Source organism: Amycolatopsis plumensis, from assembly GCF_042652605.1.
GTDB classification, from domain to species: Bacteria; Actinomycetota; Actinomycetes; order Mycobacteriales; family Pseudonocardiaceae; genus Amycolatopsis; species Amycolatopsis plumensis.
Genome location: NZ_JBHSJY010000001.1, coordinates 6500162 through 6524821, shown reverse-complemented (window position 1 = coordinate 6524821; position 24660 = coordinate 6500162). Strand labels below are relative to the sequence as shown.

At 73.5% G+C, this 24660-nt stretch carries 24 protein-coding genes and 1 pseudogene; 13 read left to right on the top strand and 12 right to left on the bottom strand.

Annotation, left to right across the window (positions count from 1 at the left end):
* Positions 1-185 precede the first annotated feature (185 nt).
* Positions 186-485: a DUF1540 domain-containing protein gene (locus ACFPLC_RS31675; RefSeq protein ID WP_191316165.1), complete on the bottom strand. Its 300-nt coding sequence runs from the start codon at positions 483-485 to the stop codon at positions 186-188.
* Between the two features lie 113 nt (positions 486-598).
* The gene (locus ACFPLC_RS31670) at positions 599-2614 is read right to left on the bottom strand and encodes a phosphocholine-specific phospholipase C (RefSeq protein WP_378206493.1); all 2016 of its coding nucleotides are present in this window, start codon (positions 2612-2614) and stop codon (positions 599-601) included.
* 176 nt (positions 2615-2790) lie between these two features.
* On the opposite strand from ACFPLC_RS31670, the gene ACFPLC_RS31665 reads away from it, so the two are divergent.
* The 4 genes from ACFPLC_RS31665 (at position 2791) to ACFPLC_RS31650 (ending at position 4504) form a co-directional block, all read left to right on the top strand.
* Positions 2791-3327: a MarR family winged helix-turn-helix transcriptional regulator gene (locus ACFPLC_RS31665; RefSeq protein ID WP_378235987.1), complete on the top strand. Its 537-nt coding sequence runs from the start codon at positions 2791-2793 to the stop codon at positions 3325-3327.
* Entirely contained in the window at positions 3324-3722 is a 399-nt protein-coding gene (locus ACFPLC_RS31660) for a hypothetical protein (RefSeq protein WP_378206499.1), read from the top strand. The genes ACFPLC_RS31665 and ACFPLC_RS31660 overlap by 4 nt, the downstream gene beginning before the upstream one ends.
* A 153-nt stretch (positions 3723-3875) precedes the next feature.
* Complete coding sequence (locus tag ACFPLC_RS31655; protein ID WP_378206502.1) at positions 3876-4202, top strand: lycopene cyclase domain-containing protein; 327 nt, start codon at positions 3876-3878, stop codon at positions 4200-4202.
* A complete protein-coding gene (locus tag ACFPLC_RS31650; protein WP_373309222.1) occupies positions 4202-4504 on the top strand; it encodes a lycopene cyclase domain-containing protein in 303 nt (100 codons plus the stop codon). Before ACFPLC_RS31655 ends, ACFPLC_RS31650 begins: the two co-directional genes overlap by 1 nt.
* Before the next feature lie 226 nt (positions 4505-4730).
* Here the strand turns inward: ACFPLC_RS31650 and ACFPLC_RS31645 are convergent, their stop codons facing one another.
* Entirely contained in the window at positions 4731-5909 is a 1179-nt protein-coding gene (locus ACFPLC_RS31645; RefSeq protein WP_378206505.1) for an MFS transporter, read from the bottom strand.
* Between the two features lie 112 nt (positions 5910-6021).
* Between ACFPLC_RS31645 and ACFPLC_RS31640 the strand changes: the two genes are divergently transcribed.
* Entirely contained in the window at positions 6022-6729 is a 708-nt protein-coding gene (locus ACFPLC_RS31640; protein WP_378206508.1) for an ArsR/SmtB family transcription factor, read from the top strand.
* Here the strand turns inward: ACFPLC_RS31640 and ACFPLC_RS31635 are convergent.
* The 3 genes from ACFPLC_RS31635 to ACFPLC_RS31625 are packed head-to-tail and all read right to left on the bottom strand — an operon-like array spanning position 6715 to position 10090.
* On the bottom strand, positions 6715-7470 hold the full coding sequence (locus tag ACFPLC_RS31635; RefSeq protein ID WP_378206511.1) for a succinate dehydrogenase/fumarate reductase iron-sulfur subunit: 756 nt from the start codon (positions 7468-7470) through the stop codon (positions 6715-6717). The two genes, ACFPLC_RS31640 and ACFPLC_RS31635, sit on opposite strands and share 15 nt — an antisense overlap.
* On the bottom strand, positions 7467-9389 hold the full coding sequence (locus tag ACFPLC_RS31630; protein ID WP_378206514.1) for a fumarate reductase/succinate dehydrogenase flavoprotein subunit: 1923 nt from the start codon (positions 9387-9389) through the stop codon (positions 7467-7469). The genes ACFPLC_RS31635 and ACFPLC_RS31630 overlap by 4 nt, the downstream gene beginning before the upstream one ends.
* Complete coding sequence (locus ACFPLC_RS31625) at positions 9386-10090, bottom strand: succinate dehydrogenase cytochrome b subunit (protein ID WP_378206517.1); 705 nt, start codon at positions 10088-10090, stop codon at positions 9386-9388. The genes ACFPLC_RS31630 and ACFPLC_RS31625 overlap by 4 nt, the downstream gene beginning before the upstream one ends.
* Before the next feature lie 71 nt (positions 10091-10161).
* Between ACFPLC_RS31625 and ACFPLC_RS31620 the strand changes: the two genes are divergently transcribed.
* Positions 10162-11097: a LysR family transcriptional regulator gene (locus ACFPLC_RS31620; protein WP_378206520.1), complete on the top strand. Its 936-nt coding sequence runs from the start codon at positions 10162-10164 to the stop codon at positions 11095-11097.
* Here the strand turns inward: ACFPLC_RS31620 and ACFPLC_RS31615 are convergent.
* Both ACFPLC_RS31615 and ACFPLC_RS31610 read right to left on the bottom strand, forming a co-directional pair.
* Positions 11090-11932 (bottom strand): TIGR03619 family F420-dependent LLM class oxidoreductase, encoded by an 843-nt coding sequence (locus tag ACFPLC_RS31615; RefSeq protein ID WP_378206523.1) that lies wholly within the window; start codon positions 11930-11932, stop codon positions 11090-11092. The genes ACFPLC_RS31620 and ACFPLC_RS31615 overlap by 8 nt on opposite strands.
* Before the next feature lie 29 nt (positions 11933-11961).
* A complete protein-coding gene (locus ACFPLC_RS31610; protein WP_378206526.1) occupies positions 11962-12372 on the bottom strand; it encodes a YkvA family protein in 411 nt (136 codons plus the stop codon).
* Between the two features lie 152 nt (positions 12373-12524).
* On the opposite strand from ACFPLC_RS31610, the pseudogene ACFPLC_RS31605 reads away from it, so the two are divergent.
* Positions 12525-16598, top strand: a pseudogene (locus ACFPLC_RS31605) (HAD-IC family P-type ATPase); the annotation flags it as partial.
* Between the two features lie 121 nt (positions 16599-16719).
* Complete coding sequence (locus ACFPLC_RS31600; RefSeq protein WP_378206575.1) at positions 16720-17817, top strand: serine hydrolase domain-containing protein; 1098 nt, start codon at positions 16720-16722, stop codon at positions 17815-17817.
* A gap of 2 nt (positions 17818-17819) precedes the next feature.
* Here the strand turns inward: ACFPLC_RS31600 and ACFPLC_RS31595 are convergent, their stop codons facing one another.
* Positions 17820-18191: a cupin domain-containing protein gene (locus tag ACFPLC_RS31595; RefSeq protein ID WP_378236286.1), complete on the bottom strand. Its 372-nt coding sequence runs from the start codon at positions 18189-18191 to the stop codon at positions 17820-17822.
* A 172-nt stretch (positions 18192-18363) separates the two neighbouring features.
* The gene (locus tag ACFPLC_RS31590) at positions 18364-18942 is read right to left on the bottom strand and encodes a helix-turn-helix domain-containing protein (RefSeq protein WP_378206529.1); all 579 of its coding nucleotides are present in this window, start codon (positions 18940-18942) and stop codon (positions 18364-18366) included.
* A gap of 66 nt (positions 18943-19008) precedes the next feature.
* On the opposite strand from ACFPLC_RS31590, the gene ACFPLC_RS31585 reads away from it, so the two are divergent.
* Genes ACFPLC_RS31585 through ACFPLC_RS31575 form a run of 3 tightly spaced genes read left to right on the top strand, consistent with a single transcriptional unit; the run spans position 19009 to position 20456 of the window.
* Entirely contained in the window at positions 19009-19620 is a 612-nt protein-coding gene (locus ACFPLC_RS31585; RefSeq protein ID WP_378206531.1) for an SAM-dependent methyltransferase, read from the top strand.
* An 11-nt stretch (positions 19621-19631) separates the two neighbouring features.
* A complete protein-coding gene (locus tag ACFPLC_RS31580) occupies positions 19632-20114 on the top strand; it encodes a DinB family protein (protein ID WP_378206534.1) in 483 nt (160 codons plus the stop codon).
* Positions 20115-20153: 39 nt separating this feature from the next.
* Complete coding sequence (locus tag ACFPLC_RS31575) at positions 20154-20456, top strand: pyridoxamine 5'-phosphate oxidase family protein (protein WP_465251639.1); 303 nt, start codon at positions 20154-20156, stop codon at positions 20454-20456.
* Positions 20457-20633: 177 nt separating this feature from the next.
* Here ACFPLC_RS31575 and ACFPLC_RS31570 read toward each other — a convergent pair whose 3' ends face one another.
* Positions 20634-21653, bottom strand: coding sequence for a hypothetical protein (locus ACFPLC_RS31570; protein ID WP_378206536.1), 1020 nt, complete (start codon positions 21651-21653; stop codon positions 20634-20636).
* Between the two features lie 317 nt (positions 21654-21970).
* Between ACFPLC_RS31570 and ACFPLC_RS31565 the strand changes: the two genes are divergently transcribed.
* Positions 21971-23332: an AlkA N-terminal domain-containing protein gene (locus ACFPLC_RS31565; protein ID WP_378206539.1), complete on the top strand. Its 1362-nt coding sequence runs from the start codon at positions 21971-21973 to the stop codon at positions 23330-23332.
* A 19-nt stretch (positions 23333-23351) separates the two neighbouring features.
* A complete protein-coding gene (locus tag ACFPLC_RS31560; RefSeq protein WP_378206542.1) occupies positions 23352-24167 on the top strand; it encodes an isocitrate lyase/PEP mutase family protein in 816 nt (271 codons plus the stop codon).
* A gap of 27 nt (positions 24168-24194) precedes the next feature.
* On the opposite strand, the gene ACFPLC_RS31555 is transcribed toward ACFPLC_RS31560, so the two are convergent.
* Complete coding sequence (locus tag ACFPLC_RS31555) at positions 24195-24608, bottom strand: STAS domain-containing protein (protein WP_378206545.1); 414 nt, start codon at positions 24606-24608, stop codon at positions 24195-24197.
* Positions 24609-24660: the final 52 nt, after the last annotated feature.

Below are 24660 nucleotides of genomic sequence, written 5' to 3'. Positions count from 1 at the left end.
CCCCTACCGCACCCGGGCTCGTGAGTGAGAAACAGTGTTAGAACACTGTTTCTCACTCACGACCTGCCGCGGCACCCACTGACCCGGCACCTGCCCGGGTCCCGTCGTGAGTGGTAAGGAGGGTTCTAACCCTCCTTACCACTCACGACCTGCCGCGGCAGAGAGCTCGGCCGGGGTGGCTGGTGCTACCTCGTCGTGTACGTGAGGCAGTTGGCCGCGTGGCCGCCGTCGCCGGGGCCGACGCGGATGTTGTCCGCCGTGCACTCCAGGGACGAGTTGTGCCGGCAGTCGGTCCGCGAACACGCGCCGACCTGGGCCACGACGCGGTCCAAGCCGCCCTTCGTGTTCAGCGGGACGAACGTGCCGCAGTCCGCCGACCCGTTGCCGCCGCCGACGGTGATCGCGAAGGCGTGGCAGCCGTCGTGGTTGTAGGAACAGCCGCTGACCGTGCACTCGTGCACGGCAGGCATTTCGGTGGTGGTCATCCGCACTCCTGGTTCCGTGGTGGGAAAACAGTCGGTTCCCCGACCGTCCCACCCGGAACCGGGAGCCGCAACGGACGCGACCACGGCCGGGTGACAAACGCCCCCGATCGAGCTCAGCCGGTGAGCGTGTTCGGGTCGCTCGTGCTCGGCCGCCCGGTCTCGACGTGCCCCGCGAGTCGGCGCAGGAAGCGCGGATCGCGGTCCGACACGATCGAGACGTCGTACCAGTGGCCGCTGCGCCGCGTGTCCACCACCTCGACCACCCGCGCGCCCGGCTTCAGCTGCCGCGACGTCGACCGGCCGGTGTACGCGTCGGTCAGCGTGAGCCGCACCGGGGCCGGGTCGCTGTTGGTCAGGACCAGCGCCAGGTTGCCGCTGCGCCCCTCCGGCCGGGCGCTCACCTCCGGCCCGGCCGAACTGCCCCGGAACTGCCGGAGGAACCCGTTCGGCCCGTGCGCGGTGTAGTCGTACCCCCCGGAGACCGGCAGCGTGGCGGCGAGCGAGCAGCCCGCGCCCGCGGTGTACGTCCGCGGCTCGCCACCCGGAGAGGTGACGTAGAACGTCGCGCCCGCGCGGCCCTGGTTGACGAACGTCAGGTCCAGCGCGGCGCCCACCCGGGCGTCGGCGGCGAGGTCGTACGGCAGCGCCCGCGCCGGCCGCAGCCCCGGCTCCTGCTTCGGCAGCACGGCCTTCGCCGGGACGGCGGGCACGTAGTCCGGGTGCCGGTTGCGGTCCGGCGGGAGGTACCCCGCGGTGTCCGGCAGGGCCGGCACCCGCGCGTCGGGCCGGGCGAAGTCGAACGCCGAGGTCAGGTCCCCGCAGACCGAGCGGCGCCAGGCCGTGATGTTCGGCTCGTGCACGCCGAAGCGCCGTTCGATGAACCGGATGATCGAGGTGTGGTCGAACGTCTCCGAGCAGACGTAGCCGCCCTTGCTCCACGGCGACACCACGAGCATCGGCACGCGCTGGCCGAGCCCGTACGGGCCGGCCGGGTTCGCCGCCGAGCCCGCGAAGATCTCGCCCGCGGTGTCCACAGTGGACTGCCCGGCCGTCGCGTACGGCGGGACGACGTGGTCGAAGAAGCCGTCGTTCTCGTCGTAGGTGATGAACAGCGCGGTCTTGCTCCACACGTCCGGGTTCGCGGTGAGCGCGTCGAGGACCTGCGCGATGTACCAGGCGCCGTAGTTCACCGGCCAGTTCGGGTGCTCGCAGAACGCTTCGGGCGCGGTGATCCAGGAAACCTGAGGCAGGCGACCGGCCTTGACGTCGGCGCGCAGCCGGTCGAAGTAGCCCTCGCCCGCCTTGGCGTTCGTGCCGGTGCGGGCCTTCTCGTACAGGGCCTCGCCGGGCTTCGCGGTGCGGTAGGAATTGAAGTACAGCAGCGAGTTGTCGCCGTAGTTGCCGCGGTAGGCGTCTTCGATCCAGCCCCAGCCGCCGGCGGCGTCGAGGCCGTCGCCGATGTCTTGGTAGATCTTCCACGACACCCCGGCCTGCTCCAGGCGCTCGGGGTAGGTCGTCCAGGAATAGCCCTTTTCGTCGTTGCCGAGGACGGGGCCGCCGCCCTGGCCGTCGTTGCCCGTGTACCCGGTCCACATGTAGTAGCGGTTCGGGTCGGTCGAGCCCATGAACGAGCAGTGGTAGGCGTCGCAGATGGTGAACGAGTCGGCGAGGGCGTAGTGGAACGGGATGTCCTCGCGGGTCAGGTACGCCATGGTGGTCGAGCCCTTCGCGGGCACCCACTTGTCGTACCGGCCGCCGTTCCACGCCGCGTGCGTGTCGTTCCAGCCGTGCGGGAGGTCCTGGATGAACTGCAGGCCCAGGTTGTCCGCATCGGGGCGGAACGGCAGGATGTCGCGCTTGCCGTCGGACTGGGCCCAGACGGACTTGCCGTTCGCCAGCGTCACCGGCCGCGGGTCGCCGAAGCCGCGGACCCCGCGCAGCGTGCCGAAGTAGTGGTCGAACGACCGGTTCTCCTGCATCAGCACCACGATGTGCTCGACGTCCCGCAGCGTCCCGGTCCGGTGGAACGCGGGGATCTCCGCGGCACGGGCGATGCTGGTGGACAGCGCGGAAAGGGCGGCGGTTCCGCCGGCCAGCTGCAGAAAACGTCGTCGGTTGACGTCCGTCATGGGGACTCCGGGGTGTCGTGGTGGCGAGCCGGGTCAGTATGGGTGGCGAAAAGCGAACCTGTCCCGGGACCGAGGCTAACGCCGGGCGAAAGCCTGGTTAACGCCTGCGAGCGGACAGACCCCGGACAGAGATGTTGACAAAGATACGGAAGCACGTACTAATGTAGTGCTTCACTATGAATGACGTACTCAACTTCGCCCGGGACGAGGACGGCCGGCTCTACTCCCCCGAGGTCCGCGGCGCACTGGCCGGGTTCACGCTCGGCGAAGACACCGGCGTGCTGGAGGCCGCGGCCGCCGTGCGCACCGCAGCGCGCAGCCTCGAGGGGCTGCGGTCGCGGGGCACCGACAGCCGCGGCCTCAGCCCCGGCGCCCTCGACATCCTGATCCGGCTCGCCGGCGGCGCCGCGAACATCAAGGACCTCGCCGGCTCCGCCGGGGTGAGCTCCCGGAACGTGACGGGCCTGGTCGACACCCTGGAACGCGCCGGCCTCGCCGAGCGCGTGCCTGACACCCGTGACCGGCGGTCGGTGCAGGTCCGGATCACCGCGGACGGCCGGACCTGGCTGGAGGAGTTCCGGCGGCCGTCGCAGCTGGCCATGGCCCCGCTCTTCCGGGGGTTCACCGCCGCCGAGACGGCCCAGCTGCGGCACCTGTGCCTGCGGCTGGCCGAAAACCAGCACCACCTCGCCCGACACCTGGAGGACCGATGACCGCACAGACCCGGCAAACCGTGCAGGCCTACCACCGCGCCCGCTTCGACGGCGACGTGACCGCCGCGGCCGCGCAGCTGGCCGGTACGTTCACCTTCCGCAGCCCGCTGATCGAGTCGGCCGACGCCCGCGGCCACCTCGACGGGCTGGCGGGATTCGTCGGGATCGTCACCGGGGTCGAGCTGATCAGCGAGCTCTACGGCGACACCGAGGCCACGCTGGTCTACGACGTCCACACCGCCACCCCGGTCGGCGTGCAGCACACCGCGGAGCACTTCCGCCTGCGCGACGGGAAGATCGAGGCCATCAGCCTGATCTTCGACGCGACGCGCTGGCACCCACTGATGGCGGCGGTGGCCCGCCCGGCTGCCGGGGCTGTGGAGACCACGGACTGAGCTCGAACACCGGGTGGGCACCGCCGGGCGCGGTGTACCCGGCGCGCGGTGCGGCAAACGCGCGGACGTCGCCTGCGGGATTCCGGCATCCGGGGCAGAATCCCGGTGTGCTCGACCGACTGTGCGGCCAACTCCGCTCCGGAGCCCGCTGACGTGGGCCGCGCGGAATACCTGCTCGTCCTCGGCGCGTGCGTCCTGGCGACGGTGCCGATCGAGCTGGCAGGCGCGCGGGTGTACCGCAGGCCGGGCCGGCTGGTCCGCGCGGTGCTGCCGGTGGCCGCGGTGTTCCTCGTCTGGGACGCCTTGGCCATCGCGGCCGGCGTCTGGCACTTCGACCCGGCGTTCGTCACCGGCCTGCGGGTGCCGTTCGGGATCCCGCTGGAAGAAGTCCTCTTCTTCGTCGTCATCCCGGTGTGCGGGGTGCTCACCTACGAAGGGGTCGGCCTGACCGGGCGGCTGCTGCGGCGGGGGCGCCGGTGATGCCGTGGGGCTACACGGTTCCCGCCGTCGCCGCGGTGCTCGCCGTGGTCGCGTGGGAGCTGCTTTTCCTGCGCACCGGGCTGTTCCGGCGGCCGGCGTACTGGGTCACCATGGCGATCGTCGTCGCCTTCCAGATCCCGGTGGACGGGTGGCTGACGAAGCTTTCGGCGCCGATCGTCCGGTACGCCCCGGACGGCATCACCGGCTGGCGGTTCCCGTGGGACATCCCGGTCGAGGACTTCCTGTTCGGCTACGCGCTGGTGACCGCCGTGCTGTTGTTGTGGGAGCGGGGAAAGAAGTAGGCCCGCCTCCGCTCAGCGGAGGTCCGAGGGGGGTCGACCTGCGAGCGGAGACGGGAGTTCAAGGCCGGTACGGGGGCCGCCTCGCGGCGGAAGGCACAACACGGCTCCAGCGTTACCGGTATTCCGTGAAGGCAGGGGGTGAGGCCCGGGGGCACCGCCGTACCGACACCCTGTACAACGTCGTGGCCCCGCTGGTGTTCCGGGCCGGGAGGGTGACGTGCGTCGCTCACCGGGCGGCCACCGGCTGCCGCGTCCGGATCGCCCAGCGGGTCAGTGCGGGCACCGGCGCGACGGCCGCGAGGAACACCACCGCGACCAGCAACCATCCGGGGCCGCCGAGACCGCCCACCGCAAGGGTGAACACGCCGGGCCCGACCATCTGCACGGTGGCCGTCGCGGCTTCGGTCGCGCCCTGGTAGGCACCCTTGGCGTCTTCACGCATCAGCCGTACCGACAGACCCCAGTTGGCGGCCACGTACCCCAGTTCCCCCACGACGTGCAGCACCGCGGCGAGGCCCACGACACCGATCGCGAGCACTCCCGAGCCGCCGGCCGTCGTGGCGAACAGTGCGCAACTGGCCGCGAGGACCAGCCCGGACACCACCGCCGTCCGCGCGGCTTGGTGCGCCGTGCGGACGAACCGGGCGAACGGCACCTGGAACACCGCGATGCCCACCGAGCTGATGACGACCACGACCCCGCCCAACCCGAGCGGGAGGTGGGTCCAGCCGGACAGCCACAGCGGCAGGCCGGCCGACAACATGGCCCAGCACAGGGAAAGCACGGCCGTGGCGGCGGTGAGGCACAGGTACGGCCGGTCCTTCAGCACCACCCGGGTCGTCGTCGGCACCGGCGTCCGGGCGGGCGTGGGCACCAGCAGGGTCGCGCCGGCGAGCACCAGGAAGCTGACGGCGTTGCCCGCGATGGCCAGCGTGTACGCCCACCGCGTGTCGGCGGTGAGCACCAGGGCGCCGAGCCCGGCACCGACGGCGTACCCGACGTGCTGCGCCACCCGCTGCTGCGCCAGCGCGCGCACCCGTTCGGCCGGCTCGGTGACGAGACCGGTGACGAGCGCCGTCCGCACCGCGGTCCCGCCGGTCGCCAGGGCGGTGAACGGCACGGTCACGGCCAGGAACGACCAGGTGCCATCCACCGCGAGGTAGCCGGCCATCGCGACGGCGCGCACGAGGGTGAGCACGACCAGCACCGGCCGCGCGCCCGCCCGGTCCGCGAAGGCGCCCAGCGGCACCGCGGCGGCCATGCCCACCGCGCTCGCCACGGCCAGTCCGGCGCCCACGGTGACCGGCGGGAGCCCGGCGATCCGGGTGAGGTACAGCGCCCAGATCGTGAACCAGAGCCCGTCGCCGAGCGCGGAAACCCCGCGGCCCCAGAGGAGACTTCGCATACATCCACCCTTCACGATGACGTGAATGGTATGGCCGCGGCCGGTCCCGCGCAAACATCATTCACGTCCTCGTGAAGCGTGCTAGGCTCGCGCGCGTCGGAAAGGAACGGTGATGGGCGGGCTGGTCGATGCGGGCAACGCCGTCCAGGGCGCGATCGTCGAGCTGACGCGCGAACTGGCCGACCCGGTGCGGCTCACGGCATTGCAGGTGCTGGCCGCGGAAGGCCCGCACACGATGGTGCAGCTGGCCGACGCGCTCGGCGTCACCGCGCCCCGGCTGGGCAACCACCTGGCCCGGCTCCGGGCGGCCGGGCTCGTGACGGTCGAGCACACCGGGCGGCACGCGGTGTACCGCGTCGGCCGCGAAGACCTCCTCGGCGTGCTCACCGCGCTCGCCCACTACGCCGGCAAGGAGGAGATCGCGCCGCCGGATCGCGCCGAGTCGGGCGCGGACCTCGCGCACACGTGTTACGACCACACGGCGGGACGCCTGGGCGTGTCGGTGTTCGCCCTGCTCGTGGCCCGGGGAGCCCTGCGGCCGCCGGACGGTTCCACACCGGACGTGGCCCTGGGTGAGGACCTCTCGGCGTTTCAAGACCTCGGCGTCTCGCCGTCGGAGGTCGACCCCGGCCGGCGGCGGCCGGCCACCGCCTGCCTCGACCGGACCCACCGCGTTCCCCACCTCGGGGGCGTCCTCGGCCACGAAGTGCTGGAGGCGTTCCTGGCCGACGGTCTGGTCCGCCGCGGCCCGGAAGACCGCGAGCTGCGGATCACCCCGCGCGGCCGCCGCCGGTTCGCCGTCCTGCTACCGGGGTTCTGACCTCCCGGACCGAGCCGCGGCCAGGTACTCGCGGTTCAGCGTCGCGATGCTCGCGAACGGAATCCCCTTCGGGCACGACGCCACGCATTCGCCGGTGTTGGTGCAGCCGCCGAAGCCCTCGGCGTCCATCGCGTCCACCATGTCGAGGACCCGGCTCGCGCGCTCCGGCCCGCCCTGCGGGAGCAGGCTCAGGTGGGTCACCTTCGCCGCCGTGAACAGCGTCGCCGAGCCGTTCGGGCACGCCGCCACGCAGGCGCCGCAGCCGATGCACGTCGCGTTGTCGAAGGCCAGGTCCGCGTCCGGCTTGGGGACCGGGGTCGCGTGGGCGTCCGGCGCGCTGCCGGTCGGTGCGCTGACGTACCCGCCCGCCTGGACGATCCGGTCGAGCGCCGAGCGGTCGACGACCAGGTCCTTGACGATCGGGAACCCCGCCGCCCGCCACGGTTCCACGTCGACGACGTCGCCGTCGGCGAAGGAGCGCATGTGCAGCTGGCAGGACGTCGTGCGCTCGGGGCCGTGCGCCCGGCCGTTGATCACGACGCCGCACGAGCCGCAGATGCCCTCGCGGCAGTCGTGGTCGAACGCCACCGGTTCGTCGCCGTCCTCGATCAGCCGCTGGTTCAGCACGTCCAGCATTTCCAGGAACGACATGTCCGGGCTGATGCCGTCGACGGGGTAGGCGACGAGCCGGCCTTCGGCGGCCGGTCCGGCCTGCCGCCAGACGCGGACGGTGAGTTTCACGTGTAGCTCCGCTGGGTCGGGTGGACGTGTTCGAAAACCAGTTCCTCGCGGTGCAGCACCGGCTCGGCGCCGTACTCCCACGCGGCGACGTGGGCGAAGTGCTCGTCGTCCCGCAAGGCCTCCCCCGATGCCGTCTGGTGTTCTTCGCGGAAGTGCCCGCCACACGACTCCTCGCGGGCGAGTGCGTCGACGAGCATGAGCTCGGCCAGTTCGAGGAAGTCGGCCACGCGATGAGCCTTTTCGAGTTCCTGGTTGAACTCCTCGCCCCCGGGGATCCGGACGTCCCGCCAGAACTCCGCCCGCAGTTCGGGCACGCGGTCGAGGGCCTTGCGCAGGCCTTCGCGGGTGCGGGACATCCCGCAGTGGTCCCACATCAGCAGGCCCAGTTCGCGGTGGAACGAGTCGACCGATCGTGTGCCCCGCACCGCCAGCAGCCGGGAAATCCGTTCGCGCACTTCGGTTTCGGTCTCGCGGACCGCGGCCGCGGGGACCTCGTCGAGCCGCGTGCTGCCGAGGTAGTCGTTCACCGTGGCGGGGAGCACGAAGTAGCCGTCGGCGAGCCCCTGCATGAGCGCCGACGCGCCGAGCCGGTTGGCGCCGTGGTCGGAGAAGTTGGCCTCGCCGATCACGAACAGCCCGGGGATCGTGCTCTGCAGGTCGTAGTCCACCCAGAGCCCGCCCATCGTGTAGTGGATGGCCGGGTAGATCCGCATCGGCACCGCGTACGGGTCTTCCGCGGTGATGCGCTGGTACATGTCGAAGAGGTTGCCGTAGCGGGCTTCGATCGCCGGACGTCCCAGCCGCGCGATCGCGTCGGCGAAGTCGAGGTAGACGCCCAAGCCACCGGGCCCGACGCCGAACCCGGCGTCGCACACGTTCTTCGCCGCCCGGGAAGCGATGTCCCGCGGCACGAGGTTGCCGAAGCTCGGGTAGAGGCGTTCGAGGTAGTAGTCGCGCTCGTCCTCGGGGATCTCGCCCGGCGGCCGCGGGTCGCCCGGCCGCTTCGGGACCCAGATGCGGCCGTCGTTGCGCAGCGACTCGCTCATCAGCGTCAGCTTCGACTGGTGCTCGCCGGAGCGCGGGATGCACGTCGGGTGGATCTGGGTGAAGCACGGGTTCGCGAAGTAGGCGCCGCGCTTGTGCGCCCGCCAGATCGCGGTCGCGTTGGAGCCCTTCGCGTTCGTCGAGAGGTAGAAGACGTTGCCGTACCCGCCGGTGGCGAGCACGACGGCGTCCGCGAGGTGCGTGGTGATTTCGCCGGTGATCAGGTCGCGCGCGACGATGCCGCGCGCCCGGCCGCCGGCGACGACCAGGTCGAGCATCTCGGTGCGCGCGTGCAGTTCGACGTTCCCGGCGTCGATCTGCCGGGACAGCGCCTGGTACGCCCCGATCAGCAGCTGCTGGCCGGTCTGGCCGCGCGCGTAGAAGGTCCGCTGCACCTGCACGCCGCCGAAGGACCGGGTGTCCAGCAGGCCGCCGTACTCGCGGGCGAACGGCACGCCCTGGGCCACGGCCTGGTCGATGATCTGCGCCGAGACCTGCGCCAACCGGTACACATTGGACTCGCGGGCCCGGAAGTCGCCGCCCTTGACCGTGTCGTGGAAGAGCCGGTACACCGAATCGCCGTCGTTGCGGTAGTTCTTCGCGGCGTTGATGCCGCCCTGTGCCGCGACGGAGTGCGCGCGGCGCGGGGAGTCCTGGAAGCAGAACTGCACGACGTGGTAGCCCTGCTCGGCCAGCGTCGCCCCGGCCGAGCCGCCGGCCAGCCCGGTGCCCACGACGATCACCCGGTGCCGCCGCCGGTTCGCCGGGTTCACCAGCTTCGCCGCGAACTTCCGTTCGTCCCAGCGGTTTTCCAGCGGAACGGCGGGGGCCTTGGTGTCGGCGATCGGGTCGCCCACGCGGTACTCAGGTTTCATTGCACCAGTCCCGTCATGATTGCGACCGGGACGAGGGCGTAGCCGCCCGCGACCACGACCGCCGTCGTGCTACCGATGATCTTGATCGCGCGCTCCCGCCGCGGGCGGGTGACGCCCAGCGTGCGCGCGGCGCTGGCGAAGCCGTGATGGATGTGCAGGCCCAGCATCGCCAGCGCGGTCAGGTAGATCAGGTTCACCCACCAGACCCGGAAGTCCGCGACGAGGTTGTGGTACGGGTCTCCGGGGACGAAGTCCCGGTTCACCGCGCCGACGGTGAAGTCGAGGATGTGCCAGACGACGAACACCGCGAGCGTCGCGCCGCCCCAGCGCATGGTCCGCACCGCGAACGTCCCGTGCGACGGCCGCCGGTGGGCGTACCGGACCGGCCGCGCGCGGCGGTCGCGGCGGGCCAGCTGCACCGCCGCGGTGACGTGCAGGACCAGCGCGGCGAGCAGGACCGCGCGCTGGAGCCAGAGGAACCATTCGCGGCGCAGCACCGGTTCGCCGATCGTGCGCAACCAGCCGGCGTAGTGGTTGAGGTCGCCGGGGCCGAGGAACGTCTTGAGGTTGCCGACCATGTGCGCGAACACGAAGGCGAGCAGGAGCAGGCCGGTGACCGCCATGACGGCCTTCTTGCCGATCGTCGAAGCCCAGAAGCGCCGGACGGCGGAGCGCCGGTGCGGGGCGAGCGTGTTCACCACCCGATCGACGGTAGGAGCGCCTCGACCAGAGGTCAAAGACATGATAGCTCTGTTCTCGATAGGCTCGAGCTATGCAGTTCCAGCAGCTCGCCTACTTCGTGGCCGTCGCCGAGCACCGGCACTTCACCCGCGCCGCCGAGCAGGTGCGGGTCGCCCAGCCGTCGCTGTCCCAGCAGATCCGCGCCCTCGAACACGACCTGGGCGCGCCGCTGTTCCACCGGATCCGCGGCAACGTCTCCCTCACCGAGGCCGGGGAAACCCTGCTGCCGATCGCCCGCCGGATCCTCGCCGACACCGAAACGGCCCGGCTGGCCATCCGGGAGCTGGCCGAGCTCGACCGCGGCCGCGTCCGGCTCGGTGCGCCGCCGAGCCTGTGCACGGGCCTGCTGCCCGCGATGCTCGCGGCCTTCCGCCGCCGGTACCCGGGCATCCAGCTGGAACTGCACGAAAGCGGGTCGGGCGACCTGCGGCAGCGGCTGGCCGAAGGCGCGCTCGACCTGGCCCTGCTCGCGGGCGCCCGGACGACCGCCGACGCCGGCCTCGCCGCGACCCCGCTGCTGCTCGAGGAGCTGGTGGTGATCTCCGCCCCGGACGCGCCGGTGGCGGGTGACCGCCTCGGCATCGCCGGGCTCGCCGACGTCCCGCTGGTGATGTTCCGCCGCGGCTACGACGTCCGGGAGGCGACGGTCAACGCCTGCCGCGCGGCCGGGTTCGAGCCGTCGTTCGCGATCGAGGGCGGCGAGATGGACGCGGTGCTGGAGCTGGTCCGCGCGGGCGTCGGCGCGGCGGTGGTCCCGAGCACGGTGGCGGGCGAGGAGTTCCGGATGACCCGGTTCACCCCGGACGCCGGGATGACGCGCGTGGTGCAGCTGGCCCACCGCGCCGACCTCGAACCCACCCGGGCGGTCCGCGCGCTGCGGGCGGCGATCGCGGGGTTCGTGGCCGACCGGGCCCGGCGGGCGAGCCTCCCGCCGGGCATCGAGTCCCTGGTGGACGACGTCAGCTGAGGCCGAACCGCTCGGCGAACCCGGCCAGCTCCGCCCGTCTTTCCGCGGGCTCGGCCGCGCCTGGGCTCACGACGATGCGGGTCACCCCTTGCCGGGCCAGCTCCTCGACGTCCTCTGTGGACATGTCGAGCGTGCCCCAGCGCGTGTACTCGATGTTCTCCGGATCGCTCGCGGTGGCCCGGACCAGCTCGAACTGACGGCGGCGCTCGTCCGCCGTGAGCGCACCGCCGGGGAAGTACCCGTCACCGCGCCGGCCGGCCCGGCGCGCTGCCGCCGTGCTCGATCCGCCGACGTGGATCGGCAACGTGCGGACCCCGACCGGTTTCGGGTAGCTGCAGACTCCCTCGAAGGAGAAGAACTCGCCGTGGTGATCGACTCCCTCTTCGCCACCCGCCCATAGCAGCCGCAGGACGTCGATGGCCTCGTCCGCCCGGCGGCCGCGGGTGGCGAAATCGACGCCGGCCGCCCGGGCCTCGCCGGGCAGCGCGCCGACGCCGACCGTGAGCAGCCGCATGCGGCCGCCCGACAGCACGTCGACCGTGGCCAGGCGCTTGGCGAGCACCACCGGGTGGTGGTACGGCAGCAGCAGGACGCCGGTGCCCAGCAGGATGCGGCTGGTGACGGCGGCGATGAAGCCGAGGCACTCCAAGGGGTCCGCGTACGGCAGGGAGGGCGGCAGCGCCATCGGCCCGATCTGCGCACCCGGGTACAGCGCGATGTGCTCCGGCAGATAAATCGACTCGAACCCGCACTCCTCGGCGTCGCGGGCGAACCCGGCGAGCACGTCCGGGTCGGAGCCGAAAAAGGGCGTGCTGTAACTGATTCCGAACTTCACTCACCGGAAGCTAACGGTTGACGCGCACGTCAAGGCAACCTCGTGAGGCGGGTGAGGGCGGCGAACCCGTCGTCGGTCCCGGGCCAGTGCGCCCGCACGGCCTCGAGCCCGGCGCGGCGCACGACCGAGCGCAGGACGGCGCTGACGATGATGGCGTCGTCGGCGTACCCGAGCACCGGGATGAAGTCCGGCACCAGGTCGATCGGCAGCGCGAGGTAGGCCAGCAGCAGCCCGAGCCGGATCCGCACCCCGCGCGGCAGCGACTTGTCCGAGGCCAGCCGGCGGACGAGCCGCAGTACGTCCGGCAGCAGCCGCAGCGCTTCCCGGAGCAGCCCACCGCGCGGCCGGACGATCACGAGCGCGACAACGAGGGCGGCCCACGCGACCACCAGCGCGGCCGCGACGCCGATCAGCAGGTCCCACCAGAACGACCCCGTCACCCGCGCGAGGGTACGGGCGGGCTCCGCCGGGGTTCAAGGGCGTCGCGCGATCGGGCGGTTTGGCCGCGGGCCACCGGGGAACGCCGAACGGACCGGATCGACGGGCGGAGGTCGGAGTGCTCGGTGGGGTGTTCGCGGTGACGAAGGCGGGGATGGCGCTGGCCATGGCCGGGCCCGTTCTCGTGACGCGGCAAGCGAAGAAGGCGGCTTCGGCGATCGGGCCGCTCGCCGGGGAACTGGCCGCGGGCGCCACCGGGACCGCGGCGGAAGCCGCGCGGACGAGCAGCCGCACCGCGGTGCGGGCCGTGCGGGTCGTGCGCAACGCCGCGGGTCCGCGCTCCGCCGTCTGGCGCGCGGGACGACGGCTGCACGTTCCCCTGCGCCCGGCCGGAGACCGCCCGGACGGCGCCGCGTTCGCCGCCGAGCTGGCCGCGCACGCCGACGTCGCCGGTGCCTACTGGGACGGCGGGCTCGGCAGCGTCGTCCTCCACCTGGCCGAGGAGGCCGCCGCCGACCGCGTCCTCGACCGGATCACCGACCGCTGCGGGCGGCACGGGCTGACCCCGGCCGAGCCCGGCGACTCCGCCCCGGCCCACCCCGGCGACACCTACGGCGTGCGAACGGCCGCGCTCGCCCTCGCGATGGACGTCGCCGGCCTGGCCGTGTCGGTCGGCAGCCGGACGACGCGGCTGCACCCGGCCGTGCGCGCCGCCGTGTCCGCGGCGCGCGAACACCCGGCCGTCCGTGCCGCGCTCGACGAGCGGTTCGGCTGGTACACAGCCGAACTGGCGCGCGCGGGCGTGTCCGCCGCCGTGCGCGGGCTGAGCCAGGACCCCCTCGAACTGGTGCTGGACGCCCTCCTGCGCACCGGGCAGCTGACCGAGGCGATCGCCCGGCTCACCGCGTTCGACGCCCACCACGACGACCTCTGCTCGCCGGAGCGGCCCAGCCTCGGCGTGACGCCGGCGGAGCGGCGGGTCCGGATCCCCATGGAGGACTACGCCCGCAACGCCGTCGGCGGCGGCCTGCTCGCCGCGCTGGCCGACCTGCTGGTGCGCCGCAACCTCCGCGAAGCCGCCGAAGCATTCCTCGCGGCGTCGCCGATGCCCGCCCGGTTCGCCGACACCGCGTTCCACACCGCGATGGGCACCGCGTTCGCCCGCGAAGGCGTGCTCGTCCGCGACCCGGACCGGCTCAAGGCACTGGACACTGTGGACACCGTCGTACTGCACGCCGACGCGCTGCACGGCGAGGACGGGCTCGACCCGCACGCCGAGGCCGTGCTGGACGCGGCCCGCCGGGCCGAGGCGCGGGTGGTCATCGCCGGCGACGGCGCCCGCGACCGGCTCGGCGAGTTCGCCGCGCTCGCCGATGACGTCGCTGAAGAGCCGTTCTTCGGGCTGGTGACGCGGCTGCAGGACGAAGGCCGGGTCGTGCTCACCGTGGGGCGGCCGCCGTCGGCGTGCGCACCGCACTGCGACGAGGTGGCGGGCCTGCTCGCCGGCGACCTCTGCGTCGCCCTCGCCGACCGGAACGCGCCGGTGCTGTGGGGCGCCGACCTCGTCGTCCGGCCGGGGCTGACCGGCGTCTGGCGGGTCCTGCGGGCGGCGGGTGCCGCGCGGGTGAACGGCAAGCGGGCCACCCGGGTGGCGACCGCGGGCGGCCTGATCGGCGGCCTGCTGCTGGTGTCGCGCGGCCGCCGGGGGCTGGTGCCGGTGGTGCCCCGGCTGGACCCGGTGCTGCTCGGCGGGCTGACCGGGCTGGCGATGGGCACGCTCGCCGCAGTGCGGGTGGCCGCCGCCCGGCCCCCGGCGGGCCGGACCCGGATCGCCTGGCACGAGCTGACCGGCGAGGAGGTCCTCCGGCGCCTCGCGGACGCGGAACCCGCACCCACGAACTGGGAGCTGGCCACCCGGCGGGTGCGCGCGGCGGCGGGTGCGGTGGCCCGGCACCCGGCCGCCGCACCGGTCCGGTTCGGGACCGGGCTCGCCGCCGACGTCGTCGCCGAGCTGAACGACCCGCTGACCCCGGTGCTGGCCCTCGGCGCGGTCGCGTCCGCGGTGGTCGGCTCGCCGGTGGACGCGCTGCTGGTGGCCGCGGCGATGGGCCTGAACGCGTTCGTCGGCGGCGCCCAGCAGTTCCGCGGCCGCCGCGCGCTGGCGAAGCTGCAGGACGGCGAGCGGCAGCGGGCCCGGCGGGAAGGCGGCAAGGTCGTCGACGCACGGGCCCTCGAGCCGGGCGACCGGATTGAACTGCGCGTCGGCGACGTCGTTCCCGCCGACGCCCGGCTGCTGACCGCGGGCGACCTCGAGACGGACGAGTCCGCGCTGACCGGCGAGTCCCTGCCGGTCGCCAAGCAGCTCCGCCCGGTGCCGGGCGCGCCGATCGCCGAGCGCAGCTGCCTGGTCTTCGCCGGCACCACGGTGGTCAGCGGCGAAGGCACCGCGGTGGTCGTCGCGGTCGGCTCGGAGACCGTGGCCGGCCGGGCGGTCGAGCTGGCCACCCGCACCGCCGCCGCGGCCGGCATCCAGGCGCGGCTGCAGGACCTCACCCGCCGCGCCCTCCCCCTGACCATGCTCGGCGGCGCGCTCGTCACCGGCCTCTCGGCGATCCGCGGCCGTCCGTTGCGCCGGGCACTGGCCGGCGGGGTCGCGATCGCCGTCGCGGCGGTGCCCGAAGGCCTGCCGCTCGTGGCCACCGTGGCCCAGCGGGCGGCGGCCCGGCGGCTGTCCGCGCGCGGCATCCTCGTCCGCGCACCGCGGGCCCTGGAAGCGCTGGGGCGCCTGGACGTCGTGTGCTTCGACAAGACGGGCACGCTGACCGAAAACCGGCTGCGCGTGGTGACGACGACCGGACCCGACGGCGAAGCGCGAGAGCCGGGCCCCGAAGACGTCGTGCTGCGGGCCGCCGCACGGGCGTGCCCGGGCACGCTCGACGACCCCCACGTGCGGGCCCACGCCACCGACCACGCCGTGCTGGACGCCGCCGGCCCGGACGCGGGCTGGACCGAGCTGGCCGGGCAGCCGTTCGAGGCGAACCGGGGCTACTCGGCGACCGTCGGCCGCGAGGGGGACGGCGAGGTGACGCTGGTCGTCAAGGGCGCCCCGGAGGTCGTGCTGCCCGCCTGCGCCCGCGCGGAGGAGCTGGCTCGCGCCGCGGAAGCGCTGGCGGACCAGGGATTGCGGGTGCTGGCCGTGGCGTCCCGGAAGACGTCGCCGTCGCTCGACGACGAAGAAGTGCTGGCGGACCTGGAGTTCCTCGGCTTCCTCGGGCTGGCCGACACGCTGCGGCCGACGGCCGGGCCGCTGATCACCGGCCTGCGCGAAGCCGGCGTGGCACCCGTGATGCTCACCGGCGACCACCCGAACACCGCGCGGGCCATCGCGACCTCGCTCGGCTGGCCGTCCGACGCCCCGGTCGTCACCGGGGACGAGCTGGCCGCCCTCGACCGGGCCGGCCGGGCCCGGCTGCTCTCCGGCGCCGGCGTGATCGCCCGCGTCGCGCCCGAGCAGAAGCTGCAGGTCGTGGAGGCGCTGCGCGAGGCCGGGCGGGTCACGGCGATGGTCGGCGACGGCGCGAACGACGCGGCGGCCATCCGCGCCGCGGACGTCGGCATCGGCGTGCGCGCCCGGGCCTCGACCGCCGCCCGCACCGCGGCCGACGTCGCGCTGACCGACGAGGACCTGACCGTGCTGCTGGAGGCGGTGGCGGAGGGCCGCGCGCTGTGGCGCAGCGTGTCCGACGCGGTGGTGATCCTGGTCGGCGGCAACGCGGGCGAGATCGGCTTCTCGGTGCTGGGCACGCTGCTGTCGGGCGACTCGCCGCTGGGCACCCGCCAGCTGCTGCTGGTCAACCTGCTGACCGACCTGTTCCCGGCGATGGCGGTGGCGGTGACGCGCCCCGACGACGACAGTGCTCCAGGCGGCCTCGGCCCGGGCCTGAACCGCGCGATCACCAGCCGCGGCGTGACGACGGGCGTCGGCGCGACGACGGCGTGGCTGATCGGGCGGTTCACCCCGGGAACGGTGCGCCGCACGAGCACGATGGCCCTGTGCGGCCTGGTCGGCACCCAGCTGGCCCAGACCCTGCGCGGCCGCCGCAGCAGCCCCCTGGTGATCGGCACGGCGGTCGGTTCGGCCCTCGCGCTGGCGGCGATCGTCCAGACGCCGGGGGTGAGCCAGTTCTTCGGCTGCACCCCGCTCGGCCCCTTGGCCTGGGCGGGCGTCGGCGCGGGAGTGGCGACGGGAGCGCTGGCGCTACCCCGCCTTCGGTGGCCTGCACTCCTGATCTCCGTGCCGGATCCCGGCATCGTGGGCGATGTCCGATTCCGGTGGAAGGAGCAGGGAAATGCGCACACTCGTGACGATGGTGACCGTGGCGGGACTGCTGTGCGGGACGGCCGCGGCGGCCGACGCGAAACCGCGGAACCACGCCCTCCAGGAGCAGCTCGACGCCCTGGTGGGCCAGTTCCCGGCGGCGCTGGCCTCGGTGAGCCGCGGCGGCCGCACGGAGTCGCTGGTCGCGGGCTCGGCGCGGCTCGGCGGCCGCGTCCCGGTGCCCGTCGACGGGCGGGTCCGGGCGGGCAGCAACACGAAGACGTTCATCGCGGTCGTGGTGCTGCAGCTGGTGGCCGAGGGCAAGGTGGCGCTGGACGCGCCGATCGAGCGGTACCTGCCCGGCCTGGTGCCCGGCGGCGCCGCGATCACCGTCCGGCAGCTGCTGCAGCACACCAGCGGGCTGCCGAACTACACCGAGTACCTCGGACTCGAGGACATCGCGAAGCTGCGGCACCGGTATTTCCAGCCGCACGAGCTGCTGGCCGTCGCGTTCGCCCACCCGGCGAAGTTCGCGCCCGGCACGAAGTGGGAGTACAGCAACACGAACTACGTGCTGGCGGGCCTGCTGATCGAGCGGGTGACCGGGCGTCCGGTGGCGGAGCAGGTCACTGCGCGGGTGATCCGGAAGGCAGGCCTGCACGACACGTACTGGCCGCAGGTCGGCGACGAGACCATCCGGGGCCCGCACCCGCACGGCTACGCGCGCTCGGGCGGCGACGTGGTCGACGTGACCGAGCTGGACCCGTCGTGGGGCTGGGCGGCGGGCCAGCTGATCTCGACCCCCGGCGACCTCGCGCAGTTCTCCCGTGCCCTGCTGGACGGCCGGCTGCTGCCGGCACCTCAGCTGGCCGAGATGCGCAAGACGGTCGACGCACCCCTGCTGCCGGGCTGGCGTTACGGCTTGGGCGTGTTCAGCGTCCCCCTCAGCTGCGGCGGCGTGTACTGGGGCCACGGCGGCGACATCCACGGGTTCGAAACCCGCGGCGGAGCCACCGACGACGGCCGTTCGGTCGGCCTGGCGGTGACGGCGCTGCCGGGCACCTTCGGCGACGCCGACCAGGCGGCGCAGGCGGTGGTGTCCGCGGTGGACACGGCGTTCTGCCGCTGACCTCAGGCCCCTTCCACCGACCCCGGGGGCAGGAAGTCGACGTCGTGCAGCGCCGAAAGCCGCACCACCTCGGCCGGGTCGGCCAGGTCGTGCAGCCGGTCGAACAGCTGCGCGAGCCGCCCGGCGGGACTCACCCAGAACAGCGCCCGGGTGACGGCCTCGCTGCGGTTGTAGTAGGCGTGCGGGAGGTTCTTCGGCATCCGCACGGTGTCCCCGGGGCCGGCGGTGGTCCACTCGCCGTCGAGGTAGAGGGTGAAGACGCCCTCCAGGACGTAGATGTGCTCGTCCTGGGTGGGGTGCACGTGCGGCGGCACCCCGGTCCCGGGCGGATCGAGGGTTTCGAAGGCGAAGCTCGACGCGCTGGCGGCCTTCATGGCGTAGGTGTGGCCGAGCACGTTCCACACCTTCCCCTCCCCGGCCGGGGTGATGCCCTTGGGGAGCGGTCCGAGCACGATCTCTTCTCCGGTCATGGCATCACACTGTCCGGGGTCCCGGCTGGGATGTACAGAACCCCGGCGCCGGGCGTGCCGGGACTCGAGGCGTTCGTCAGCGTGCGCGAGCGCGCAGGTGAGCGCGTTCGCCTTGGCGGCCGAACAGGATGAGCAGTTCGACGGCCTTCCCGTCGGCGCTGCCGAGCCAGTGCGGAATCGTCGTGTCGAACTCCGCCGCCTCGCCCGGCGGCAGCACCAGGTCGTGCTCGCCGAGCACCAGCCTCAGGTGGCCGTGGAGCACGTACAGCCATTCGTGCCCCTCGTGGGTCCGGTGGTCCGGGAGCGGCGGCGGGTCCACACTGGGGATGATCATCTTGTAGGCCTGCATGCCGCCGGACCGCCGGGACAGCGGCACGAACGTCATGCCGTGGCGGTGGATCGGCGTCAGGTGGATGCGGGGGTCGCCGGTGGGGGGCGCGCCGACGAGGTCGTCGAGCGGGACGCCGTAGGCGCGGGCCAGCGGCAGCAGCAGTTCCAGGCTCGCCCGCCGCTGCCCGCTTTCCAGCCGGGACAGCGTGCTCTCCGACACCCCGGTGGCGGCGGCCACCTCGGCGAGCGTCATCCCGCGGTTCCGGCGCAGCGCCCGCAGCCGCGGACCGACCGCGTGCAGCACGTCCTCGAAGTCGTCGCTCACCCGGCCATCTTGCCGGAACCGCAAGAAAGCGTGCCGACTTCGCCGGGGCCGGGTCAGGGTGGGCCCATGACGACACCGACCACCGAAGCGTCCCGATTCTGGGACGGTCACCACGCGGCCCACCTCCCGGACGGTGCGCCGCGCGCCAACGCCCGGCTCGTCGAAGTCGGTTCCGGGTTGCCCCCGGGACGGGCGCTCGACCTCGGGTCCGGCGCCGGCGGGGACGCGCTGTGGCTGGCCCGGCGCGGCTGGCGCGTCACCGCCGCCGACATCTCCGCGGTCGCCCTCGCCCACCTCGATCGCCGCGCCGGGGAGGCCGGGCTCGCGGACCTGATCACCACCGAGCGGCACGACCTCGCCGCGACGTTCCCGGCGGGCCCGTTCGACCTCGTCGCGGCGCACTACCTGCACACGTCCTTCCCGCTCCCCCGCGAGGCCCTGCTGCGGCGGGCCGCGGCGGCGCTCGCCCCCGGCGGCCGGCTGCTGGTTGTCGAGCACGGGTCCGTCGCCCCGTGGTCGTGGAGCCAGGATGCCCCGCCGCCCTTGACGGTGCCGCCGCTCGATCCGGCGCGGTGGACCGTGGAGCGCGCCGACACGCTCCCCCGCCGCGCCACCGGACCCGGCGGGCAGACCGCCGACGTCGTCGACCACCTGCTGCTGATCCGCCGCACCCGCTGAGAGGACCCACGATGCCCCGAACCCGGCGGCGGGACACCCCGCCCCCACGCACCGGACCGTCCGAAAAGGACGTGCTGCGCGGTTTCCTCGACCACCTGCGGGCCGCGGTCGCCGCCAAGGCCGAGGACGTCCCGGAACCCGAAGTCCGGACGCCCGGTGTTCCGTCCGGCACGTCGCTGCTGGGCCTGGTCCGGCACCTGGCGCACGTCGAACGGTTCACCTTCCTCGGCGAGGACGTCGCCGACTGGCCCGGCACGTTCCGGCCGCGCCCGGACGAGACCGTCGCCTCGGTCGTGGCGGACTACCGCGCGGCGTGCGAGCGGGCGAACACCGTCATCGACGCCTGCCCCGACCTGAGCCGGCCGGTGGCACGCCCCGGTCGCACCGCACCCTCGATGCGCTGGGCGCTGGTCCACCTGATCGAGGAGACCGGCCGCCACGCCGGGCACGCCGACATCCTCCGTGAGCTGATCGACGGCAGCACCGGTCGCTGAGCCGCGCTGGCGCACGAGGATCCCGCAGTCAGGGCGAGGGTGGCGGCGTCGAACATCTGGCACCTGGCCACCGTGAACCGGGATGGTTCGCCGCACGTGTCGCCCATGTGGGTCGACGTCGAGGGCGACCGAGTGGTGATCCGTGGCCGGGCGGTCGAATTCATCGAGGGCGACGAGGCGGATCGCTGCATCGACCGGCTGGCGAAGAAGTACGCCGGAACGGACCATTTCGCATGGCGCATCCCGGGCGAGCGGCGGGTCAAGATCCTCGTCGAGCCGACAAGCGTGCGCCATGTGGTCGGAGTCGAGCCATTCCGGCCCGGCGTCCTGGGGAATCCTTAAGACTGAAGCCCTCAGGCCGCGGGTCCCCGCCGGGGCCGCACCTCGCCGACCGCGACGAGGAGCCGCCGGAGCTCACGCCGCTCCGGCCTCGCGGGCCAGCCGGGCGTTGGACTTCGGCGACTGCGCCGACATTCGCAGGCAGAAGTACTCCGGCGCCACCGGCTACGACGGCCGGGGTCAGCGGCTGTCCCGTTTCCGCACCGAAGCGAGCAACAGCAGCCCGGTTCCGAGCAGAACCAGCAGCACGACCGCCTGGGCGGGCAGTGCGCCGATGCCGGTTCCCGGGAGCCGGCCGGCCGGCCGGCCAGTGGGCGGCGAGGACGCGGCACCAGCCGGAGTGGTCGTGGCGCCGGAAGAACCGGTCGTCATCGAGATCGTCGCGGAAGATGGAGAACCCGCCGTCGAGGTGGCCGAAGTTACCGAGGTCGTCGAGGTGGCCGAAGTGACCGAGGACGTCGAAGTGGCCGAGGTCGTCGAGGACGTCGGCGGCCGGGACGTGCACTGCGCCTCGACTTCGCCGAGGCGCAGGGACATCACCGGACCGTCGTACACCGGCTTGCCGTCCTTGTCCTTCAGCACCGCGGTGACGACGATGTCCAAGCCGGCCCGGGCGTAGCCCTGACGGCTCTGCGCGGCCGGGTCCTGGAACGGTGTCACCACCACCGACAGAGTGCTCTTGCCGATCCCGGCGGCACCGAGCTCGGCGCCGGTCACGCTCACCTCGGTGCGACCCGGACGCACGAGGTGCCCGAGCACCTGGATCACGCCGCTGTCGGTGCGGTTGTACGCCAGCGCCCACGGCCCGACCGGCGGCGGCACGCACTCGGCGTAGGAATCGAGCGAGGCCACCTTGAGGAACGGCTTCCTCCCGATCTTCACCTCGAGCGACGTCAGCTGCGCCTGCGCCCAGTTCTTGGCCGGGTCGGCGGCAGTCCGGGCTTGTCTCGTGGCCAAGCCGATCCTGCGCAACATCCCGTCGGGGTCGCTGAAGTCGCCGTTGTCGGCCTCACCGGCGCCGGCGGACTCCGCCACCCCGTACCGGCCGGTGTAGGCGTCGAGACCCAGCACATCGACCGGTGACTCCGTCAGCTGTACCAGCGTCGCGGACGCGGGCGCGGCGGACCGCGCGCCCAGCGGACCGACGGGACCGGCGAAGGCGAGGGTCACGACGCCCGCGGACACAGCCAAGCCGGTCAACGCATGAGCGAAACGAAGCGGAGGCACCGCTTCAAGGAAACACAGCCGAGCACCGCCCACGACCGCTGTCGCTGGTTCGGTGACGGTGATCAGCCGATGGTGTGATGCCCGGGCGTGGCGCGCCGAAGTGGCGGCGAGTTCCTCCCTCCTGTCCGGGGCCGCGTGGCGCGAACTCGTGTACGAGCCGCTCGGCCTCGGCCTGTTTGACCGGCTTGAGGGGGATCGGAAAGCACTCTGCCGGGTGAGTGCGCGCCTGCCCACGGTCATGTCCGGATCCGGCTAGCGCCGGCCGGGGCGGATCGCCTACACCTGAGGGCATGACGACTTTCTCGGCCGTGGTCACGACGGGCATCTACTGTCGTCCCGGGTGCGGGGCGAAGCCGCTCGCGGAGAACGTGAAGACGTTCGAGCTGGCCGCCGGGGCCGAGGCGGCGGGGTTCCGGGCCTGCCTGCGCTGCCGCCCGTACCGCGTCGCCGGCCCGGTCGCCGCCGACGCGCCGGAGCTGGTCTGCCGCGCGGTGCAGCTGATCATCGCCGGGGTGCTGGACACCGGGACCGAGGCGGCCCTCGGCGCGCGGCTGGCGGTGTCGCCCCGCCACCTGCGCCGGCTCTTCCGCGACCACCTCGGCGTGACGCCGGACGGGCTGGCCCGCTCGCGGCGGGCGCACTTCGCGCGCCGCCTGCTCGACGACTCCGACCTGACCGTCGCCGACATCGCGTTCGCGTCCGGGTTCGGCAGCCTCCGCCAGTTCAACCGGGACATGAAATTGGTCTTCCGGGCCGCCCCGGTCGAGCTGCGCAACCGGCGCCGCAAAGCCGACCGGCTCGCCGCGGACGGCGGGCTGATGCTGCGGCTGCCGTTCTCGCCGCCCCTGCACTGGGAGGCACTGAGCGCGTTCCTGGCCGAGCGTGCGGTCCCCGGCGTGGAGTCGGTACGAGACGGCGTCTACCGCCGCACGATCAGCCTCGACGGCGAGGCGGGCGTCATCGAGGTGACGCGCGGCGGCGGCGACCACCTGCTGCTCACCGCACACATGCCGTTCTGGGAAGGCCTGATCCACGTCGTCGACCGCGTGGGGCGGATGTTCGGCGTCGACGCCGACCCCGCACCGGCCGAAGCCGGGCTGGCCGCCGACCCGGTGATCGGCCCGCTGCTGCGCGCCCGGCCCGGCCTGCGCGTGCCCGGCGCCTGGGGGCCCTTCGAGATCGCCGTGGCGGCCGTGCTCAGCCAGTACGGCGTCCGCGCGCGGGTGCGGCGGCAGCTGGCCGGGCTGGTCGAGGCGGCGGGACGGCCGGTGCCGGGCCTAGAACACGGCCTCACCCACCTGTTCCCGTCGGCCGCGACCCTGGCCCAGGCGGACCTGACCCGGGCCGGGCTGTCCACGGCGACCGAGCGGACGCTGCGCGCCTTCGCCTCCGCGGTGGCCGCCGACGAGAACCTGCTCGACCCCGGCGCGAGCCTGGCCGACTGCACCGCGGCGCTGACCGCGGTGCCCGGCATCGAGCCCGGTACCGCTCAGGAAATCGCGCTGCGGCTGGGCCACGCCGACGCCTTTCCGGCCACCGAACGCACGCTCGAAACGACGTTGCGCGCACTCGATCCCGCCGCCGGGCACCCGTGGCGCGCCTTCGCCGCCACCCACCTGATCGCCGCCGGTGTGTCCACATCGGCCGGTTGAACCCGAAAAAGGAGAACGGATGTCCACGAACCGGCGGGAGCTCGCCGAGAAACTGCGTGCCCTGCACGAGGGCACCCTGGTGCTGCCGAACGCCTGGGACGCCGCCAGCGCCGCCCTCATCGCGCGGGCCGGCGCTCCGGCGATCGCCACCACCAGCGGCGGGGTCGCCTGGTCCGCGGGACGCCCCGACGGGCACGGCCTGACACGCGAGGAGATGGCCGCCCAAGTGGCGCGGATCGTGCGGGTCGTCGACGTCCCGGTGACCGCCGACATCGAGGGCGGCTACGACGACGTCGCGGCCACCGTGCGAGCGGTCGTCGAGGCCGGCGCGGTCGGGATCAATCTGGAGGACTCGACCTCCCCCGGCGGCCCGCTTCACGACGCCCCGGCACAGGGCGCGCGGATCGGCGCGGCCCGCGAAGCGGCGACGGCGGCCGGCCTGCCCGAGCTGTGGATCAACATCCGCACCGACGTCTACCTGTTCGGCATCGGCGCGCCCGAGGGCCGGCTGGACGACGTCCTGACCCGCGCGGGCGCGTACGCCGCCGCGGGCGCGGACAGCCTCTTCGTGCCTGGCCTGGTCGACCTGGACACGCTCAAGACCCTTGTGCAGGAGAGCCCGCTGCCGGTCAACGTCATGGTGTGGCCGGGCGCACCGGCCGTCGCGGAGCTGGCCGCGGTCGGCGTCCGCCGGATCAGCGTCGGCACGGCGATCGCACAGGCCGCCTACGGCGTCGCCCGGCGCGCCGCGGCCGAACTGCTCGAGCGCGGCACCTACACCACGTTGGAGGGCGGTCTCGACTTCGGCGCGGTCAACAGTGCCGTGACCGGCTGATGCTCCCTCGCCGTCCGATGTGGACGGTCAGGCGTTCCACATCCGGGCGGTCAGCCGGAGGAACTCGCGGCCGTCGCCGGCGTTCAGCGCGGCGTCGCGGTCCGGGTAGACGTCGAGCACCCGGGCCGCTCCGGTCAGCCGCAGTGCGCGGGCCACCACCGGGTTGCCGCCGGTGACGATGCGGAGCCGGGCGTCCTGGGCGGCCGCGTGGTCGGTCATCGCGTTCAGCACGCGAACCCCTGCCGCGCCGAGGAAGTGCAGGTTTCCGAGGTCCAGCACGATCACCCGGGGTTCCGGGCGGCCGGCCAGCGCGGCGGCCACCGCGCCCACGAGGACGAGGACCGTGCCGGCGTCCAGCTCACCGCTCAACGCCAGGAGCACCGGCTCCTCGCGCGAGCACGTGACCCGCAACCGCCCGGCCGGGAAAGCGGAGGACGCCACGCGAAACACCCCATCTTCGGAACGGACCGGCACGAACCAGCACTGCGGCTCC

Bases quoted from the DNA above. Each gene is read 5' to 3' on its own strand.
- ACFPLC_RS31580 (WP_378206534.1), top strand. From the start codon at position 19,632: ATGCCCCGAACCCGGCGGCGGGACACCCCGCCCCCACGCACCGGACCG.
- ACFPLC_RS31650 (WP_373309222.1), top strand. From the start codon at position 4,202: ATGCCGTGGGGCTACACGGTTCCCGCCGTCGCCGCGGTGCTCGCCGTG.
- ACFPLC_RS31595 (WP_378236286.1), bottom strand. From the start codon at position 18,191: ATGAAGGCCGCCAGCGCGTCGAGCTTCGCCTTCGAAACCCTCGATCCG.
- ACFPLC_RS31630 (WP_378206514.1), bottom strand. From the start codon at position 9,389: ATGAAACCTGAGTACCGCGTGGGCGACCCGATCGCCGACACCAAGGCC.
- ACFPLC_RS31565 (WP_378206539.1), top strand. From the start codon at position 21,971: ATGACGACTTTCTCGGCCGTGGTCACGACGGGCATCTACTGTCGTCCC.
- ACFPLC_RS31600 (WP_378206575.1), top strand. From the start codon at position 16,720: ATGCGCACACTCGTGACGATGGTGACCGTGGCGGGACTGCTGTGCGGG.
- ACFPLC_RS31645 (WP_378206505.1), bottom strand. From the start codon at position 5,909: ATGCGAAGTCTCCTCTGGGGCCGCGGGGTTTCCGCGCTCGGCGACGGG.
- ACFPLC_RS31620 (WP_378206520.1), top strand. From the start codon at position 10,162: ATGCAGTTCCAGCAGCTCGCCTACTTCGTGGCCGTCGCCGAGCACCGG.
- ACFPLC_RS31640 (WP_378206508.1), top strand. From the start codon at position 6,022: ATGGGCGGGCTGGTCGATGCGGGCAACGCCGTCCAGGGCGCGATCGTC.
- ACFPLC_RS31585 (WP_378206531.1), top strand. From the start codon at position 19,009: ATGACGACACCGACCACCGAAGCGTCCCGATTCTGGGACGGTCACCAC.
- ACFPLC_RS31675 (WP_191316165.1), bottom strand. From the start codon at position 485: ATGACCACCACCGAAATGCCTGCCGTGCACGAGTGCACGGTCAGCGGC.
- ACFPLC_RS31660 (WP_378206499.1), top strand. From the start codon at position 3,324: ATGACCGCACAGACCCGGCAAACCGTGCAGGCCTACCACCGCGCCCGC.
- ACFPLC_RS31665 (WP_378235987.1), top strand. From the start codon at position 2,791: ATGAATGACGTACTCAACTTCGCCCGGGACGAGGACGGCCGGCTCTAC.
- ACFPLC_RS31670 (WP_378206493.1), bottom strand. From the start codon at position 2,614: ATGACGGACGTCAACCGACGACGTTTTCTGCAGCTGGCCGGCGGAACC.
- ACFPLC_RS31560 (WP_378206542.1), top strand. From the start codon at position 23,352: ATGTCCACGAACCGGCGGGAGCTCGCCGAGAAACTGCGTGCCCTGCAC.